Source organism: Paractinoplanes ferrugineus (assembly GCF_016862195.1).
GTDB lineage: Bacteria > Actinomycetota > Actinomycetes > Mycobacteriales > Micromonosporaceae > Actinoplanes > Actinoplanes ferrugineus.
This window is the reverse complement of sequence record NZ_BOMM01000075.1, coordinates 1-16,426: the sequence shown is the minus strand read 5'-3', so window position 1 is coordinate 16,426 and position 16,426 is coordinate 1. Positions and strand designations below refer to the sequence as shown.

Sequence of the window (16,426 nt, the reverse complement as noted above, 5' to 3'; positions counted from 1 at the left end):
CGGGACGGCGCGGACCTTCCATCATCGGCCACCTTCGATATAACTGAGGGCAATGTTCCGTCTGACCGGGGGTAGCGATGAGATACCGACTGACCACGACGATCTTGGCGATGACGGCCCTGCTGGCGGGCGCGATCAGCGGCCCCGCGGCGGCCGCCGCACCGGGCGGCCCGGCGGCAGCGGGCGGCCCGGCCGTAGCGACCACGCCCTATCCCGGGCCGACCCTGACCTGTCCACCGGCGTTACCGGTGAGCGGCTGGGTCGTCGCGGCGACCGATCGGAGCCTGACGATCGGCTACTCGATGCTTCTCACCCCGCCCTGCGGCTACAACCCGCCGGTCACCGTCACGCTGTTCACCAGCTCGGACGACGCCCGGCAGTGGCAGAACCCGGTGGCCGAGGCGGTGTCCGGGCCGGAGCGCAACGGCACGGTGACGATCGCCGGGCTCACGCCCGGTACCGCGTACTGGTACCGGTTCAGCGCCGACGGCCACCATGACCCGTACGTGGTCGGGACCGCCCGGACCACCTCGCCGGCGGCCTGCGCGGCGACCGTGACGATCGACAGCGCGTGGGCCGGCGGCTTCGTCGCCACGGTGACGGTGCGCAACGTCGGCACCGAGGTGCTCAACTCCTGGTACGTCTCCTGGGGGTGGACCGGCGGCGAGCGCCTCGTGTCGGTGTGGAACGGTGTGGTCCGCGACGGCGGCGTCGCCAACGCCCCCTACAACGGCACCCTGGCGGCCGGCGGCTCGACCACCTTCGGCATGCTCGTCGCGGCCGGCACCTCATCCACGCAGCTGACCCCGGCCTGCACCCGCTGACCGGTCACACGTGGTGGCGCCAGGAGTGCTCGGGTTCGTACCCGAGGATCCGCCGCGCCTTGTCGATCGACAGCAGTGTCTCGTGCTCGCCCAGCTCGCGGGTGACCTCGACGCCGGGGTAGACCTCGGCGGCCAGGCTCGCCGAGGAGCGGCTCATGACGGTGTCGGCGTTGGCGATGATGAAGATCTCCACGCCGGTGCCGTCGTGGTCGAGCGCCCGGCGGACCGCCTGGGCGCCGTCCCGGCCGTCGATGTAACCCCAGAGGTTCCACTTGCGGGCCCGCGGGTCGGCGTCGAAGGAGGGGAACTCGGCGTAGTCGGCGGGGTCCATCACGTTGGAGAAGCGCAGCCCGATCATCTTCAGGGCCGGGTTCCAGCGGCAGAACTGCGCCGCCATCGTCTCCTCGAGGTGTTTGGCCAGTGCGTAGCGCGACTCGGGGCGGGCCGGGTATGCCTCGTCCAGCGGGATGTACGGCGGCGGGGTGTCGAACGGGATGCCCAGCAGCGTCTCGCTGGACGCCCACACCACGTTGGTGATGCCGGCCGCGCGCGCGGCGGCGAACACGTTGTAGGTGGCCACGATGTTGTTCTCGAAGGTGGCGGCGTTGCCGGTGATGCCGGGCGCCGGGATCGCCGCCAGGTGCACCACGGCGTCGATCCGGTCGTAGCGGTCGTCGATCCCGGTGAACGCCTCGACCGTCTGGCCGTAATCGGTCAGGTCGATCCGGATGCCCGGGCGTTCCGCCGCCGCGTCCAGGTTGACGACCTCGTCGCCGCGCTCCCTGAGCCCGGCGACGACGGCCCGGCCGAGTTTGCCGCTGCCGCCGGTGACCGCGATCCGCATGGTGCCTCCCAGAGTTGATCTCAGAGGCAGCCTATGCCGATCCCGGCCGCCCCGCGCCGACCAGCACCGGCGGCTCCGTGGCGGCGGCGACCGCCGCGGCGGACCGGCGACGCTGGAACGGCCACTCGAACACGCGGGCGAATCCCCACGCCGCGACCAGCGAGATCCCGCCGCCGAGCAGGGTGGTGACGGCGAACGCCTTGTCCCCGTGCCCCAGCCGCGGCGCGACCAGGGTCAGGCTGATCGCGACCACGATCGGCAGGTGGATCAGGTAGAGGCTGTAGGAGAACGAGCCGAGCCGGCGCAGCGGTCCCGAGTCGAGCAGCCGGATCAGCCCGGCGGGCCGGCCGCTCACGATCGCCAGCAGGAAGAACGTCATGGCCGGGGCGATCGCCATGTCGACCCAGTAGTAGTGGTGGACCATCCAGCGCGAGCCCTGGTGCAGGATCAGCACCCCGACCGGCACCGCGGCCAGCAACGACAGCAGCGCCCACGGCAGCCGGCGGAACCGGTCGCCGGCCGCGACCACACCCGCCGCCACCACGCCGGCCGCGAACACCGGCAGCAGGTGCGGGGCCAGCCAGTTGTCGCCGGACGGGGGTGACCCGTCGTAGACCACGAAGCCGACCAGCACCACCGGCAGCGTGACCACGGCGAGCATCGCCGCCGCGCCGATCCGCCGGCACAGCACCAGCAGCAGCGGCAGCACCGCGTACAGCAGGGCCTCGACGCCGATCGACCAGAACGCGCCGTTCGGGGTCGGCCCGCCGATCAGGTCCTGCAGCAGCAGGGCGTAGATCACGACCGACGCGGCGTCCGGCTCGGCCGAGTGCGGCTGGCGCACCACGGTCCACGCGATCACCAGGCTGAACGCCAGCGCGGCCCAGTACGCCGGGAGGATCCGCCAGGCCCGCCGCCGCGCGTACCGGCTCAGCCCGCCGAGCCGCCAGTCGTTGCGGGCGGCCGCCATCGCCAGCGAGAATCCCGACAGGACCAGGAACAACACCACCGAGAGCCGGCCGAACCCGAGCCAGCTGAGCCACTCCGGGCCACGGTAGCGGGGAAAACCGCGATACGTGTACGCCCAGCAGTGGAACAACATCACATAAAGGGCACAGAGGCCACGCAGACCGTCGAGACCGGCCACCCGTTTACCGCTCACCTCACAGATCACGCAGCGCGGCGGTCAAAGGTTCAGGTCTGCAGCCAGGCACGGGCACGGGCGAGCGTCTCCGGCCCGCTCGTGCGGCCGACCTCGCCGGCCAGGTCGGCGATCGTCACCGCGCGCAGCGACTCCCGCCAGGCCCGGTCGGCGGCATCCATCACCCGGGCGATGGAGCACGGCGTCAGGCATTTCTCCGGCGGTGCCGCGAGCGGTCCGCGCCGGCGCACCTCGGTGCACCGGAACGCGGGCCGGCTGCCGTCGATCGCCTCGACCACGTCGAGCACGGTGATCTCGGCCGGCGGGCGGGTCAGCCCGTAGCCGCCGGACTGCCCCTGCGTCGAGCGCACCAGACCGGCGCGGGACAGCAGCTGCAACTGCTTGGCCAGGTAGCTGGGCGAGACGTCGTGGAACTCGGCGAGCTTCGCGGCCGGCACCGGCTCGCCCGATCCGCTGAGCACGACGCAGCAGTGCAGCCCCCACTCGACCCCGCCGGACATCTTCACCCGCCAACCCTACGTGCCACGGACCCGTCCTGTCCGAGTTGACCGGCGCCGACCCTACCGGCGGACCAGGTCGATGTCGTAGTCGTGGCCCGCGACGGCGGACGACTCGTGCAGGTGGTTGCCGGCGCAGACGTAGCGGTCGTCGAGCACGCCGCTCTCCAGTCCGGTCCGGTTGCGGACCACGCCGTCGATCCGCAACGTGGTGGTGCCGGCCAGGTCGACCCGCGAGGCGCTGTAGCCGATCACCGAGCCGTCCACCCGGTACGACATGATCAGCCGGCCGGTCATCGTCATGTCGTACCGGTGGCCGCCGGCCGTCGTCGAGCGGGTCACCCCCGACCCGAAGTCCAGGGTCGCGGTGCCGTCGGGCCGGAACGTCTGGATCGCGCCGCCACCGGTCAGTTCGGCCGCCTGACCGTCCACGGTGGTGCGTGAGCGGACCGCGGCCTCCCGCCAGGAACCCAGCAGGCACTCGTCCACCGCGGCGGCCGCGGCGGGCGGCGGGATCTCCGGCCGCGGAGCCGGCTTCCAGGAGCGGAGGTCGTACGGCACCGCCAGAGCCGCCGCCGACGGGAACAGGGCGGCGACCAGTCCGAGCCCGGACGCCGCTCGCCAGTGGGACGAACGATGGACGAGCGGACCGGCGGCCCGGGGCCGGCGGCGGCGGACCAGCACGCCGAGGCCGGCCCCGGCGAACGCGGACGGCACCGCCACCGCCGCTCCCCACACGAGGATCAGGTGCAGGTGGAAGACGGTCGCCGAACCCGCGCCCGGCACCTCCGGGACGCACGAGCGCACCAGGGCGTCGTCGACCTCCAGGCAGCGGGACATCGTCCTGGTCAGGCTGAAGCCGATCGTGGCCAGGACGGCCGTGACGCTGAACGCCAGCGGCACCAGCACCGGGCGCAGGGCGGAACTGGTCGCGGCGACCAGCCCGGCGGCGAGGGCGGCCAGCAGCGCCGCCGACGCGCAGTACGCCAGCCCGTACTCCGTGGTGAAGGTGACGGCGAGGGGTGCGCCGTCGGTGGGGGTGCGGCGCACCTCGGCGGGCAGGACCCAACCCGCCAGGAACGGCAAGGCGACCGCCGCGACCAGGGCGAACGCGCCCAGCAGCGCACCGATCCACACCGCCCGGCGCACGTCGATCCGGCGCCGGCCGCACACCGCGAGCGGAACAGCCCACAGCAGGGCCAGGCCGATTGCCAGGAACGGGGTCGCGCCGAGCCGCGCCGCCGGCAGGTAAAAGGTCAGGGCGTTCAGCCAGCGGGACAACTCGCGGTACCAGTCGACGGCCAGCCCGGTCTCCGGCAGCACGGTCAGGTCGAACTGGCCGAAGGAGTTGCTGCCGTAGGTGACGGCGAACCAGACCGCGATCAGCGGCGCGGCGATCACCATCGCGGCCGCCGTCACGAGCCGGCCCCGGGTTCCCTCGGGCCGGTGGCGCCGGACCGAGCGCAGCCAGACCGCGATCACGGTGGTGAGCAGCACCAGCACGACGACGCTCAGCACGAACGCGACCGGCCCGTGGTCGAGCGGGGTCAGCACGTCGTTGTAGGTGACCATCAGGTTCAGCAGCTCACCGGCCGCGAACCCCACGGCCGGGCCGGCCGGCAGCGTCAGTACCGCGTGGGCCGGCCGGCCGGGCCGGCTCAGCGCGTTCGCCAGGATGCCGACGAGCAGCACCGCGACCGGCAGGGCGAGCAGCAGCAGGCCGACCGCGAGGTAGCCCTCCAGCAGATTGCCGACGAGCAGGCCCACGTCGTTGAGCGCCAGCCCGACCATGAAGCCCAGGCCGGTCAGCTCCCACCAGGTGGTCGCGACCGGCGTCGCCGGCTCGCCGACGGCGGCGATCCGCTCGGCCGGCGGCGGGTGCGGGCCCAGGCGGGCCAGCCGCTCCGGCACGACCCGGCGCCGGATTCGAGGCGGCCACGGCAGCTGCCGCAGCACCCGGGTCAGCGCCGGGCCGGCCCCGGGCACGCCGGCGGCGGTCGCGTCGGCGCACACCTCGCGGGCCCGCAGGATCGCGTTCCGCAGCAGGAAGCCGGTCAAGGTCAGGACCAGCAGGGCGATCATCCGGTACGCGACCTGCGGGCTCGACCGCCCTTCGGCATCGGCCGTCCAGCCGAGCTGATCGCGCAGCACCCCGGGGTTGAGTGTGACCGCCACGAACGGTGACACCGCGAGGACGACGAAGGACCACCAGAGGGCCACGGTCAGATACGTCCGCCCGACGTCACGATTGGTCAGGTGGGCCAGTTCGTGCCGCACTACCGAGCGGAAGCCGTCGAGGTCCAGCTCGTACCGGACGAGCAGCCCGACGTCGAGGCACACGCGATAGCACCACGGCAGGCCGAAGGCCTGCCCGCCGCCGGCCGCGGAGTACGGTCCCAGCAGCCATTCCGGTGCCGGCTCGAGGCCGGCCTCGGTCGCGAGCCGGTCGAGTTCCGCCACCACGTCGGGGTCGGTGAGGGGTCGCATCCGCCGGCTCCGGACGAGCCACCAGGGATGCAGCAGATAGAGGACGACGGTCAGCACCGACGTCGCGAGCAGGCCCGCCGCCACCCACCGCACCTGCGCCCGGGTGAAGGGTCGCTGACACTCGTTGGCCAGCGCGAGCTTGGCCCGCAGCGCGAGTCCCGGGTCGGTGAACCCGGAGGTCCGCTCGTCGATGCCGGCCATGCACGGTCGCACCTGTTCGGCGCTGATCCGGCTGACCCCCGGCGAGGCCGCGCCGACCACCGAGAACGCGAAGAACCCGGTGGCCAGCACCGCCGCGACGAGGATGCCGAAACGGATGTCGGTGTGGGCCCGCCGGTTCACTCCCCGGTGAGCCCGTCACCCACCACTGCCGCGGCGATCGTCTCGGCCCGCCGCCGCGACATCTTCGCGTGCTTCATCAGCGCGGTGACCAGCACCTCGCGGACGTGCGTCCACTGCTCCCGGGTCAGCTCCGGGGTCTCGGCCGGCGCGGGCAACGTGCCGCGCACGATCCGGCGGGTGACGTCGACCCCGCGCCGGGTCAGGTAACCGACCACCTCGGCGGCCGCGGCGAGGAAGATCGGGGTGAGCAGCTCCTCGATCCCGGGAATGCCGAACCGCAGATAGCCGCCGCCGCTGTCGGTGCCGGCCAGCGACCGTTCGGGATCGTGGAAATAGGCCTCGGCCAGGGCGTCGAAAGCCCGCCGCTCGGCCCTGACCTGAGCCGCGAGATCGTCCTGTCCGGCCGCGTCGAGCAGGACCCTGGCCACCTCGACCACCACGACATCGTCCTTGGTCACGCCCGGCCCCTCCGGTAGGAGTTTCGGTACGCGCTCAACAATGCCCGGTCGCTCGGGACCGGCGCGTCAGCCGAATCGGTGACATGGGCGCCGGACGGCGGAACCGTCCCTAGTCGAGGGTCACCTCGTTGGCCAGGCCCGTCGGGTGGACTCGCACCCGGGTGCCGATCGGCTCGGTGGCCGGGTCGGCCAGGAAGTCCGCCGGCCCGCGGGCGACGAAGCGACGCCCGTCCCGCGTCAGGCGACCCACCACGATCCCCCGGCGGCGGCCGTCCCGGCCGTGCCGGACTGTGTAGGTCTCGATGGTGGCGGCGCCCTCGGCCTCCTCGGCCTCGGTGACCGCCGGGGCGGCGTCCAGGTCGGACTGCAGACGGGGGCTGTCGTCGGGGGTCCACCCGGTCGGGGTGGTGGTGTAGACGCCGGCCGAGTACTTGGTCATCGCCCCGCCGTTGGCACCGACGAAACCATGGCCGCCGGTGGCCCGCAGTCCCGCCACCGTCGAGGCGATCGCGTGCATCGAGTAGTTGTTCCCGGGCCCGCCGAAGAACGGCAGGCCACCGGTCACGGTCAGGCCGCGCGGGTCGTCGGCGGCCAGGCCGAGGGCGTCGGCCACGGCTAGGACGGCGATCGGGAAGCAGCTGTAGAGGTCGATCGTGGACAGCTCGTCGACGCCGAGGCCGGCCAGCGCCAGGGCGTGCCGGGCGGCGGCCGCGGCGGCCGGCGACGCGCCCAGGTCGGGCCGCGCCATCAGGTCGCGTTCACGCAGGTCGGCGTGGCCGGCCAGGTAGATCCAGCGGGACCGCGGGATGCCCAGGCGGGCGGCTTCGGACACCGGCATCAGCAGGACGGCGGCGCCCTGGTTGACCTTGTCGCGGGCGACCAGGTAACGGGTGTACGGATCGGCGATCGGGCGGTTCGCCGCGCTGACCGTGGCCAGTTCGGCGGCGGTCCGCACGAGCGGTGCGGCGGCGAGCGGGTTGCCGGCGGCGACCTCGGTGAACGGGGCGAACAGGTCGGCCATCACCGCGGCGTAGGCGGTGCGGGACAGGCCGAGGCGGGCGCGGCGGGCGTTCTCCAGCAGCGCGTACTGGGCCGGCATCTCGGCCAGGCCGTGCGCCATCAGCGACGCGGTCACCATGCCGTCCAGACCGTAACCGCGGTCCTCGAGGTCACCGCCCACGTTCTCGGTGAAGTCGGGCCGGTCGGCGGCGGACGCGTACCGTTCGGCGGTGGAGATCGCCTCGCCGCCGGCCAGCAGCACGGCGCCGGCCGCACCCGCGGCGATCGCCGCGGCGAACTCGTTCACCAGGTGCTGGGGTGATTGACCGCCGGTGACCTCGAGGACCAGACGCCGCGGCGCGGCCCCGATCCGGTTCGCGACGGAGCGGGGGAAGTTGTCGGAACGACCGAGCGGGACCGGTGCGCCCGGGACCGAGATCTCGAACTGCCGGACGCCGGCGACCACGTCGATCGCCTCGGCGATCCCGACGGCCTCGGCGCCGGTGTCGGCCAGCGCCGCGTGGGCCGCCGCGGCGGCCAGCTGGACCGCGGAAAGTCGCTGGTGATCCGGCGAGGTCAACGGATCGGCGGCCTGCCCGACGCCGACCACGACAGGCGTTCGAGGGTCGAGCACGACGACTCCGGAGGAGATGGGAGAGCGGACGACGGGATTCGAACCCGCGACCCTCACCTTGGCAAGGTGATGCGCTACCAGCTGCGCTACGTCCGCGTTGAGAGGAACCATACCGGATGCCGATCGAGCCGGGCCGCAGGGCTCTGCCACCATTGCGGGGTGTCGACTTTCCCGCCGCGTTTCCCGAGCTCGGCGGGCGAGATCCTGTTCGACGCCGGTGCCGAGAACGGCGATCTGATCCTGGTCGGCTCGGTGACGGTCGAGGTGGCCCGCACCTCGTCGGCGGTCACCGCCGAGGAGGTGCGCCTGACCGCCGCACCGACCGGTTCGTCGGCGAGATGAACCTGCTGACCGGTCAGACCCGCATCCTGTCCGCGCGGGTCCGGGCCGCACGGTGCCGACGTCGACCGAGGTGACCGCGCTGGGCGGCGCGGCTCGGCTCGGCTCGGCGAGATCACCCTGAGCACGTCGGGGAAGTGCGGCTGGGCGACGGCTGGAGCGGCACCGGCCGGGCTCCGCTGCCGTTCGAGACCGGTGTGCCGGGCGTCTTCGCCGCCGGTGACGTGCGCTCCGAGTCGATGAAGCGGGTCGCGGCGGCGGGGGGCGCGGTCCGTTCCGTGCACCGCGCTTTGGCGGCGGGTAGGCTCTGACAGATGCCGAACGACCCCGCCATCCGGTACGAACCGGTAGATCCCGACGGCCTGGTGGTCGCGACCCTGACCGGCGAGCTCGACCTGGACCGCGCCGACGAGGTGCGTGACAACCTCGCTGCGGCGTCCGCCACCCCCGGGTGCACCTATCTGCGCGTCGACGTGAGCGAGCTCGACTTCATCGACTCCTATGGGCTGGGCGCACTGGTCAGCGCCCGTAACAGCGCCGCCGCCCACGGGGTGACGCTGACCCTGGCCGAGCCGTCGCCGCCGGTCCGCAAGGCGATCGCGGTGACCGGTCTCGGCGACGTCTTCGGCCTCTAGTCAGCGCCCCTCGTTGCCCGCGCGCCCCTCGTTGCCCGCGCGCCCCTCGTTGCCCGCGCGCCATTCGGCGAAGGTGGTGCCGCCCCGGCGGGCCCGGTCGTCCGGCACCAGCGACCTCTCGGTGAGTGCCGTGCTGAAGTAGCCGGCCCGCGGGTCGTCGACGACCTCGCGACCGTCGACGGCGCGGCGCAGGAATTGCGAGACCGGCAGCGCCTCGGGTCCGGCCAGATCGATGGTGCGGTCCTGCGGCTCGGTCACCGCGATCTCGGCCAGCACACCGGCGACGTCGTCGGCGGCCACCGGCTGGAGCAGCGCGGTCGGCGAGGCGTGCACGACCCCGTCCACCGTCCCGGCGTCCGCGATCATCTCGAGGAACTCGTAGAACTGGGTGGCCCGCACGATCGTGTGCGGCAGCCCGGACTCGCGGATCAGGCCCTCCTGGACCACCTTGGCGCGCAGGTAGCCGCTGTCGGGCAGCTCGTCGATGCCGACGATCGACAGGGCGACGAAGTGCCGGACACCGGCGGCACGGCCGGCCGCGAGCAGGGTGGCGGTCGAGGTGCGGAAGAAGGCGAGCACCTCGTCGTCGCCCCAGGCGGGCGCGTTGCTGACGTCGACGAGCACGTCGGCGCCGGCCAGGGCAGCCTCGACGCCCTGGCCGGTGACCGTGTCGACCCCGCTGCGGCGGGACGCCGGAACCACCTCGTGGCCGGCCGCGGTGAGCAGCCGCACCAGCTTCGTGCCGAGCAGACCACTTCCACCGATGACGACGATCCGCATGCTTACTCCCAACTCGGATATCTTCTGTCCGCGATCACCTTACTCGGATAACTGCTATCCGAGTCAAGAGTCGGCGGACCCCACCGGCGGGGAACTCTCAACCCGGTCCGGAGCTCGCCGATCACTGCGATCGACCGAGTCAGGGCCGGAAACAGCGCAACTTTCCGGCACCCGCTCGGGCACTTGTCGTGCACCGGACGACCGGCAATCTCTTCTCATGCCCGGCGGACATGCGCCGGACAACCGGGGGAGATTGAATGTTGCGCAAGTCCGTGTACTCGCTCGCCGCTGTGATCGCCGGTCTGGGTGTCGTGTTCGCCGGAGCCGCCGGGGCCGCTCAGGCCGCCGCCGCGCCGCAGGCGACCGTGACCGCCAAGACCAACTGCGTGACCGACGCCAAGCTGGTGCCGAGCTGCAACGTCATGTGGGGCGCCGCCGCGGGCGGGTTCACCGGCAAGCCGCGCGACCTGGAGCTGAAGAACTGGGAGAAGCTCAGCGGCCGCACCTCCACCATCTTCCACACCTACCACAAGGGTGACGAGAAGTTCCCGACGGACAGCGAGATCGCGATGACCCGCGACGCCGCCCACCCGCGGGTGCTGCTGCTGAACTGGCGCGTCGAGTACGGCTCGACCTGGCGCAACGTCGCCGCCGGCAAGCTGGACAAGCGGATCGACGCGTTCGCCGCCCGGGTCAAGAGCACCTACGCCGACAAGAAGTTCTTCCTCGTGCTCAACCACGAGCCGGAGGACGACGTGCGTACGGCCGCCGGCTCGGGGATGACCGCGAAGGACTTCCGCAACTCGTTCCGGCACGTCATCCAGCGTCTGCGGGCGCAGGGCCTGGACAACATGGTCTCGGTCGTCGCCTACATGGGCAACGAGAAGTGGATGGCGCAGTCCTGGTGGAAGGACCTCTACCCGGGCGACGACGTCACCGACTGGGTCGGCCTGGACTCGTACGTCAGCGCCGAGCCGAACTACTACCACCACGGCCTGTTCGGTGACCTGCTCGACCGTCGCGCGCCCGGTGGCACCGGCTTCTACGACTGGGCCGTGAAGAACCACAAGAGCAAGCCGATCATGGTCGCCGAGTGGGGCGCCTACCACCGCATCGGACGCGTCTTCGACAAGTCCGCGCAGTTCAACAGCGTTCTCCCGGAGCTGGCGAAGCGCCCCGCGATCAAGGCGATCGTCTACTTCGACACCAAGAAGGACCAGTTCGGCGACCGCGACATCAGCATCGACAGTTCGGCCCGCAACCTCGCGACCTTCCGGAAGCTGGCGGCGAACCCGCTGTTCAACGTCCAGATCCGCTGACCCGGTAGGCCGTCCGCGAAAGCGGGCGGCCTACTTCAGGTTCACCGGCAGGGAGTCGACCCCGAAGACGATCGAGGCCCGGCGGAACCGCAGCTCGGCCGGCGGCACCGCGGGCGACATCGCCGGGAAACGACGAACCAGAGCGGGGTACGCCGTCCGCAGCTCCATCCGCGCGAGTTCCGCCCCGATGCACCGGTGGATGCCGAACCCGAACGCCATGTGCGAGCGGTTCGCCGGCCGGGACGCGTCGATGCGGTGCGGGTCGGGACCGAACATCACGTCCCGGTCGGCGCCGCTGAGCGAGCACATCACCACGTCGCCCGCGCGGATGTCGCAGTCCCCGATCCGCACGTCCTTGACCGCCACCCGCGGGAACGCCACCTGCACCACCGACAGGTAGCGCAGCAGCTCCTCGACCATCGCGTCGACGTCCTCGCCGGCGCGCATCTTGTCGGCCATGATCGGGTTGGTCATCAGCACCAGCGCGCCGAGCGCGATCATGCTGGCGCTCGTCTCGAGCCCGCCGGTGAGCACCCCGTCGGCGACCCCGGCCAGCTCGCGGTCCTCGATGCTGTCGCCGTGCGCCTTGATCAGCGCGCCGAGCAGGCCGTCACCCGGTTCGCGCCGCTGCTGTTCGATCAGCCCGCCGATGTAGTCGAGGGACGTGCCGATCGCGTCGAGGGCCACGTCACCGCCCGCCCCGAGGTCGAACCGGGTGGTGCTGAGCTCCTGGAAGTACTCCCGGTCCGCGTACGGGACGCCGAGCAGTTCACAGATCGTCAACGCCGGGATCGGCAGCGCGAAATCGTGCCACAGGTCGGCCGTACCGTCGGTGGCGGCCAGCGCGTCCAGCCGGCCCGCCACGATCGCCTCGATACGCGGCTGCAGCCGCGCGAGGCGGCGCATGGTGAACTCCGGGGTGAGCATCTTGCGCAGCCGGGTGTGGTCCGGCGGGTCGGCGAACCCGAGACCGCCCGGGTCCTGGCTGACGCTCATCCCGATCCGGCCGGCGAACTTGCCGAAGTCGTTGCTGTAGGAATCGACGCTGCCGAGCACGGCCCGCACCGGTTCGTAGCCGGTGACCAGCCAAGCCCGCATGCCGAACGGCAGCGGCAGCCGGGCCACCGGTTTGTCGGAACGCCACTGCTCCATCCGCGGGATCGGGTCGAGCCCCTCGCGGTGCAGCGGCCAGAGGATCTTGTCAGGCAGCATGGACAGACCCGCGTAGGGTCCGTTACCGCCGGTGAACCGCCGGGCGACCAGGCCCATCACCTGTGATCGCACCGCCGACACCATCGCCGTCATGCCCACCGCGTTCCTCCACCCCTCGCGTATCCGGAGCATGATCACACGGTCGCCCCGGTTTTCACCGCACGCCGACGATGAAACTGGTCACTGATCGGTGAACGACTGTCCGCCCATTGTCGCCGTACCCCCGTGAGGAATTGCTGTGAACTTCGCGATGCCGGCAGACCCCGCCGACGGCGAGCGCATCCAGCGGGAGCTGCGCCGGCACCTGATCCTGCCGACGGAGAACGCCGCACTCCCGGCGACGGTGACGTGTGGACATTTCCTACGCGATCGGGAGCGACCACGCGGTCGCGGCGGCGGTGACGATCGGCGTCCAGGACCTTCGGGTACGCGATGTGTCGCTCGCCACCGGCCCGGTCCGATTCCCGTACGTGCCGGGTCTGCTGGCCTTCCGCGAGTTGCCCCTGTTGCTGGAAGCCCTCGCCGGCCTGCCGGCGCCGCCGGAGATGGTGATGTGCGACGGCTACGGCATCGCCCACCCGCGCCGTTTCGGCCTGGCCTGCCACCTGGGTCTGCTGCTCGACCGGCCGTCGTTCGGCGTGGCGAAGACCGACTTCGTGGCCGGTCACGACGAACCGGGCGCCCGCCGCGGACAGTGGTCGGTGCTTGCCGAGGGGGACGCGATCCTGGGCCGGGCGGTGCGGACGCGGACCGGGGTCAAGCCGGTCTACGTGTCCGTCGGGCACCGGGTCAGCCTCGGCGACGCCACCGACCTGACCGTCCGGCTCAGTCCGCGGTACCGCATCCCGGAGCCGACCCGGCAGGCCGACATCGTCTCCCGGCAGGAACTGCGCCGCGGACCGTCCTGAGGACGGCCCGCGGCCTGTGTGTCGGGTCAGCCGGTGATGCCGAAGACCGGCGGGACGGTCAGCGTGCGGTTGTCGGGGGTGCCGCCCAGGACGATCTGGCGCAGCGCCGAGTTGTTGGTGGTGCTGAGCTCGGCGAGCTTGTTCGCCGGGTTGGCGAGCACCTGGATGTAGTAGGTGCCGTTGGGCAGACCGGTCACGTCGAACGACTGGCCCGGCCGGAACTGCGAGTAGGTGTCGCCGTTGCCGATGTCGAGCACCTCACGGACGGCGATCGTGGTGTTGGCCCCGCACGAGGTGGACAGGTCGGTGTTGTCCGGCCGCCACTTCGCGTTCGCGATGGTGTAGTCGACCGCGTCGGTGTTGGCGAGACAGAACGCCTCCTTGCCGCTGCGCTCCACCTGCTTCTGGTCGGCGCCGAGCAGGTTGTACTGGGCGAAGTCGGTGAAGTGCCAGTGCTTGTGGCCCTCCCGGGCGTCCCACTCCATCGTGCCCGCCTGCACCGAGCCGACCTGGTTGCCCTTGGTGTCGAAGAAGTACTGGTAGGCGTCCATCAGCTCGGTGCCGGTACGCCGGAACCCGTCGACGACGAGCGGTGACGTACCCCCGTTCCACACCGTCGCGCCGAAATTGACGTACGTCCTGCCGTCCTCCTGGGAGAGCTCGATCCCCCAGGCCGGAAGCGAACGCAGATCCGGCTTGGGCCCGCTCGCGGGCTTGGCCTTGAGCGTGGCCGGCTTCTTGGCCGGGGCCCGCAGGTCGGACCGGTACTCCGAGACCTGCTTGCCGGCGTTGGGGTTGTCCGCCTCGGGGGCGTCGGCGGCCTTGGCGGCGCGTAGCCCCCGCTCACCGGTCTCCCCGTCGACGACCGTCACCTTGACGTCGACGGTCGACTGGTTCGCCGGGATGCCGAACAGCTTCTGGTACGTCGGGTTGACCGTCGCGGTCACCGTGTACGTACCGTTGGGCAGGTCGAAGTTGTCCTCGCGCACTGGCCGGTCGACGACACCCGCGTCCCAGCCGGCCTGCACCCCCCACACCGCGCCCAGCGTGAACGGGTTGTAGTCGCCGCACTGGTTGGGGTAGGGCGAGGTGGCCGGCGCGTCGGGCCGGGTGCGCGCGGAACCCCACGTGTTGCCGCAGAACGACGTCGAGTACGACTTCACGACCGTACCCGCGGCGTCCTTGATCTTGAAGCTGGTGAAGTCCTTGAGGCCGGCGAAGTCGGTGACCAGCCCGGCCGGCAGGGCCACCTTCTTCTTGCCGACCAGCCGCTCGGCGGTGATCGGCTTGTCGTAACCGGTGCGCTTGGCCCAGATCTCGAACGGGTCCTTGCCCGCGATCACGTGCAGGCCGAGGTCGAAGCTGAGCCACGTCTCGTCGCCGTAGGTGTACCGCTCGGCGGTGACCTGGCCGGTGGCCGCGACGAACTGCATCGGCGGCGGATCGGAGGCGGCCTGCGCGATGCCCACTCCGGCGGCGGTGAGCACCAGCACGCCGGCGGCGGCACCTCGGGTCAGCAGTTTCCTCATCGATGACCTTTCCTCTGGATAAAGCTGTCGGGGGACCATCCAAAAGGGACACCTGTGTGATTCCTGTGAAGAGCCGGCCGGTTGGCACGAATCCGGGATGGTCACGGTCTTCGGCCGAAAGTCGTAGCGGAGCCCTCCGAATCCAGCTCAGGACGGATGGCCGGGCCGGACCCGGTCGGGCACGCTTCCTGCCATGACAGTTGACGACGAGAACCGGCCGGAGCGGCAGCGGGTCACCCTGACCGGCATCAGCTCCCGGGCCTGGGAGCATCCCGCCGACCGCGGCGCGCTCACCGCGCTGCGCGAGCTGCGGGGCTTCGACGACCTGATCAAGGCGTTCTTCGGGATGTGGAACGAGCGGGGGTTCCGCCTGTCGTACCTCGCCGGGGCGATCCGGGTCGACCACCGCCAGTACCCCCGGGTCTACCTCCGCCTCACCGAGGCCGCCCGGGTGCTCGACGTGGCCGACCTGCCCGAACTGTTCGTCGAGCAGGCCCCCATGATCAGCTCCAAGGCGATCGGCATGGACAAGCCGTTCATCGTGATCAGCACCGCCGCCGTCGAGAAGCTCGACGACGACGAACTGCGCACCCTGCTCGGCCGGGAACTCGGCCACGTGCGCAGCGGCCACGCCGTCTACCAGACGGTCATGCTGATGCTGACCCGGTGGGTCACCAACATCAGCTGGCTCCCGGTGGGCGCGCTGGCCATCCGGGCGATCATCGTGGCGATGTACGAGTGGTGGCGCAAAGCCGAGCTCTCCGCCGACCGGGCCGGCCTGCTCGCCGCCCAGGACCAGGCCGCCTCGATCCGGTTGTTCATGAAGACGGCCGGTGGCGGCGACCTGTCGCAGATCGACACGGCCGCCTTCCTGGAACAGGCAGCCGAGTACGAGGGTGGCGGCGACCTGCGCGACAGCATCCACAAACTGGGCATGACCGCGTTCAACAGCGAGCCCTTCCCGGTCGCCCGCGCCGCCGAACTGCGGCGCTGGCTGGACTCCGGCGACTACGCCCGGATCGTCGGCGGCGACTACTCCGGCCGCGACGACGACCGCGGCGCCTCGGTCACCGAGGACGTGAAGGCCGCCGCCGCGCACTACCGCGACACCTTCCGCGACTCCCCCGACCCCCTGCTCAAACTGGTCCGCCGAGTCGGCGGCGGCGCCGCCAACCTGGCCGGCTCAGCCCGCGACTGGGCCACCGGCCGCCAGAGCTGACCGCCTTCCCTCAGTCCCCTCTCGGCCTTCCGCTGCCCCTCGCTGCGTGAAGCAAGGGTCTCCGCCGTGTCGGAGACCCTTGCTTCGACTTCACGGAGATGACATTGCCCGCACCTCGCCCGACGCGACCGGGTGGCCGGGCCGGAGCGGGTGGGGCGGGCAACCCCGCAGCCCCGCGCCGGGCGCGCGTTCCCCGGCCAGGTGGCGGCGAAAGGGCGGAAACCCCGCGGCGAGCCTA

Annotated in this window: 16 protein-coding genes and 1 tRNA gene; 7 read left to right on the top strand and 10 right to left on the bottom strand. The window is 71.7% G+C overall.

Annotated features, from left to right (window positions below; genetic code table 11):
• The first annotated feature begins 77 nt into the window (after positions 1-77).
• Positions 78-824, top strand: coding sequence for a cellulose binding domain-containing protein (locus tag Afe05nite_RS38715; RefSeq protein WP_203822307.1), 747 nt, complete (start codon positions 78-80; stop codon positions 822-824).
• A 4-nt stretch (positions 825-828) separates the two neighbouring features.
• Here Afe05nite_RS38715 and Afe05nite_RS38710 read toward each other — a convergent pair whose 3' ends face one another.
• From Afe05nite_RS38710 to Afe05nite_RS38680, 7 genes are all read right to left on the bottom strand, one after another.
• Positions 829-1,668, bottom strand: a complete 840-nt coding sequence (locus Afe05nite_RS38710; RefSeq protein ID WP_203822306.1) for an NAD-dependent epimerase/dehydratase family protein — start codon at positions 1,666-1,668, stop codon at positions 829-831.
• Positions 1,669-1,699: 31 nt separating this feature from the next.
• Positions 1,700-2,830 (bottom strand): acyltransferase family protein, encoded by a 1,131-nt coding sequence (locus tag Afe05nite_RS38705; protein ID WP_203822305.1) that lies wholly within the window; start codon positions 2,828-2,830, stop codon positions 1,700-1,702.
• A 32-nt stretch (positions 2,831-2,862) separates the two neighbouring features.
• Positions 2,863-3,330 (bottom strand): RrF2 family transcriptional regulator, encoded by a 468-nt coding sequence (locus tag Afe05nite_RS38700; RefSeq protein ID WP_203822344.1) that lies wholly within the window; start codon positions 3,328-3,330, stop codon positions 2,863-2,865.
• A gap of 60 nt (positions 3,331-3,390) precedes the next feature.
• Positions 3,391-6,156, bottom strand: a complete 2,766-nt coding sequence (locus Afe05nite_RS38695) for a M48 family metalloprotease (RefSeq protein ID WP_203822304.1) — start codon at positions 6,154-6,156, stop codon at positions 3,391-3,393.
• A complete protein-coding gene (locus Afe05nite_RS38690; RefSeq protein WP_203822303.1) occupies positions 6,153-6,614 on the bottom strand; it encodes a hypothetical protein in 462 nt (153 codons plus the stop codon). Before Afe05nite_RS38690 ends, Afe05nite_RS38695 begins: the two co-directional genes overlap by 4 nt.
• A 109-nt stretch (positions 6,615-6,723) precedes the next feature.
• Entirely contained in the window at positions 6,724-8,247 is a 1,524-nt protein-coding gene (locus Afe05nite_RS38685) for an acetyl-CoA acetyltransferase (RefSeq protein WP_203822302.1), read from the bottom strand.
• 23 nt (positions 8,248-8,270) lie between these two features.
• A tRNA-Gly gene (locus tag Afe05nite_RS38680) sits at positions 8,271-8,343 on the bottom strand.
• A 63-nt stretch (positions 8,344-8,406) separates the two neighbouring features.
• On the opposite strand from Afe05nite_RS38680, the gene Afe05nite_RS38675 reads away from it, so the two are divergent.
• The 3 genes from Afe05nite_RS38675 (at position 8,407) to Afe05nite_RS38665 (ending at position 9,221) form a co-directional block, all read left to right on the top strand.
• On the top strand, positions 8,407-8,589 hold the full coding sequence (locus Afe05nite_RS38675) for a hypothetical protein (protein WP_203822301.1): 183 nt from the start codon (positions 8,407-8,409) through the stop codon (positions 8,587-8,589).
• Between the two features lie 134 nt (positions 8,590-8,723).
• On the top strand, positions 8,724-8,897 hold the full coding sequence (locus Afe05nite_RS38670) for a hypothetical protein (RefSeq protein ID WP_203822354.1): 174 nt from the start codon (positions 8,724-8,726) through the stop codon (positions 8,895-8,897).
• A 3-nt stretch (positions 8,898-8,900) separates the two neighbouring features.
• Entirely contained in the window at positions 8,901-9,221 is a 321-nt protein-coding gene (locus tag Afe05nite_RS38665) for an STAS domain-containing protein (RefSeq protein ID WP_203822300.1), read from the top strand.
• Here Afe05nite_RS38665 and Afe05nite_RS38660 read toward each other — a convergent pair whose 3' ends face one another.
• Complete coding sequence (locus Afe05nite_RS38660; protein ID WP_203822299.1) at positions 9,222-10,001, bottom strand: SDR family oxidoreductase; 780 nt, start codon at positions 9,999-10,001, stop codon at positions 9,222-9,224.
• A 257-nt stretch (positions 10,002-10,258) separates the two neighbouring features.
• On the opposite strand from Afe05nite_RS38660, the gene Afe05nite_RS38655 reads away from it, so the two are divergent.
• A complete protein-coding gene (locus Afe05nite_RS38655) occupies positions 10,259-11,320 on the top strand; it encodes a glycoside hydrolase family 26 protein (RefSeq protein WP_203822298.1) in 1,062 nt (353 codons plus the stop codon).
• Positions 11,321-11,350: 30 nt separating this feature from the next.
• Here Afe05nite_RS38655 and Afe05nite_RS38650 read toward each other — a convergent pair whose 3' ends face one another.
• A complete protein-coding gene (locus Afe05nite_RS38650; RefSeq protein ID WP_239118526.1) occupies positions 11,351-12,664 on the bottom strand; it encodes a cytochrome P450 in 1,314 nt (437 codons plus the stop codon).
• A gap of 218 nt (positions 12,665-12,882) precedes the next feature.
• Between Afe05nite_RS38650 and Afe05nite_RS38645 the strand changes: the two genes are divergently transcribed.
• Positions 12,883-13,440 (top strand): endonuclease V, encoded by a 558-nt coding sequence (locus tag Afe05nite_RS38645; RefSeq protein ID WP_203822297.1) that lies wholly within the window; start codon positions 12,883-12,885, stop codon positions 13,438-13,440.
• A 26-nt stretch (positions 13,441-13,466) separates the two neighbouring features.
• Here the strand turns inward: Afe05nite_RS38645 and Afe05nite_RS38640 are convergent, their stop codons facing one another.
• Complete coding sequence (locus tag Afe05nite_RS38640) at positions 13,467-14,969, bottom strand: lysyl oxidase family protein (RefSeq protein WP_203822296.1); 1,503 nt, start codon at positions 14,967-14,969, stop codon at positions 13,467-13,469.
• Between the two features lie 193 nt (positions 14,970-15,162).
• Here Afe05nite_RS38640 and Afe05nite_RS38635 point away from each other — a divergent pair, with 193 nt between their 5' ends.
• Positions 15,163-16,188 (top strand): M48 family metallopeptidase, encoded by a 1,026-nt coding sequence (locus tag Afe05nite_RS38635; RefSeq protein ID WP_203822295.1) that lies wholly within the window; start codon positions 15,163-15,165, stop codon positions 16,186-16,188.
• Positions 16,189-16,426: the final 238 nt, after the last annotated feature.

Coding starts and splice junctions, on each gene's coding strand:
- Afe05nite_RS38650 (WP_239118526.1), bottom strand. CDS start 12,664: ATGCTCCGGATACGCGAGGGGTGGAGGAACGCGGTGGGCATGACGGCG.
- Afe05nite_RS38655 (WP_203822298.1), top strand. CDS start 10,259: ATGTTGCGCAAGTCCGTGTACTCGCTCGCCGCTGTGATCGCCGGTCTG.
- Afe05nite_RS38640 (WP_203822296.1), bottom strand. CDS start 14,969: ATGAGGAAACTGCTGACCCGAGGTGCCGCCGCCGGCGTGCTGGTGCTC.
- Afe05nite_RS38710 (WP_203822306.1), bottom strand. CDS start 1,668: ATGCGGATCGCGGTCACCGGCGGCAGCGGCAAACTCGGCCGGGCCGTC.
- Afe05nite_RS38665 (WP_203822300.1), top strand. CDS start 8,901: ATGCCGAACGACCCCGCCATCCGGTACGAACCGGTAGATCCCGACGGC.
- Afe05nite_RS38700 (WP_203822344.1), bottom strand. CDS start 3,330: ATGTCCGGCGGGGTCGAGTGGGGGCTGCACTGCTGCGTCGTGCTCAGC.
- Afe05nite_RS38635 (WP_203822295.1), top strand. CDS start 15,163: ATGACAGTTGACGACGAGAACCGGCCGGAGCGGCAGCGGGTCACCCTG.
- Afe05nite_RS38715 (WP_203822307.1), top strand. CDS start 78: ATGAGATACCGACTGACCACGACGATCTTGGCGATGACGGCCCTGCTG.
- Afe05nite_RS38660 (WP_203822299.1), bottom strand. CDS start 10,001: ATGCGGATCGTCGTCATCGGTGGAAGTGGTCTGCTCGGCACGAAGCTG.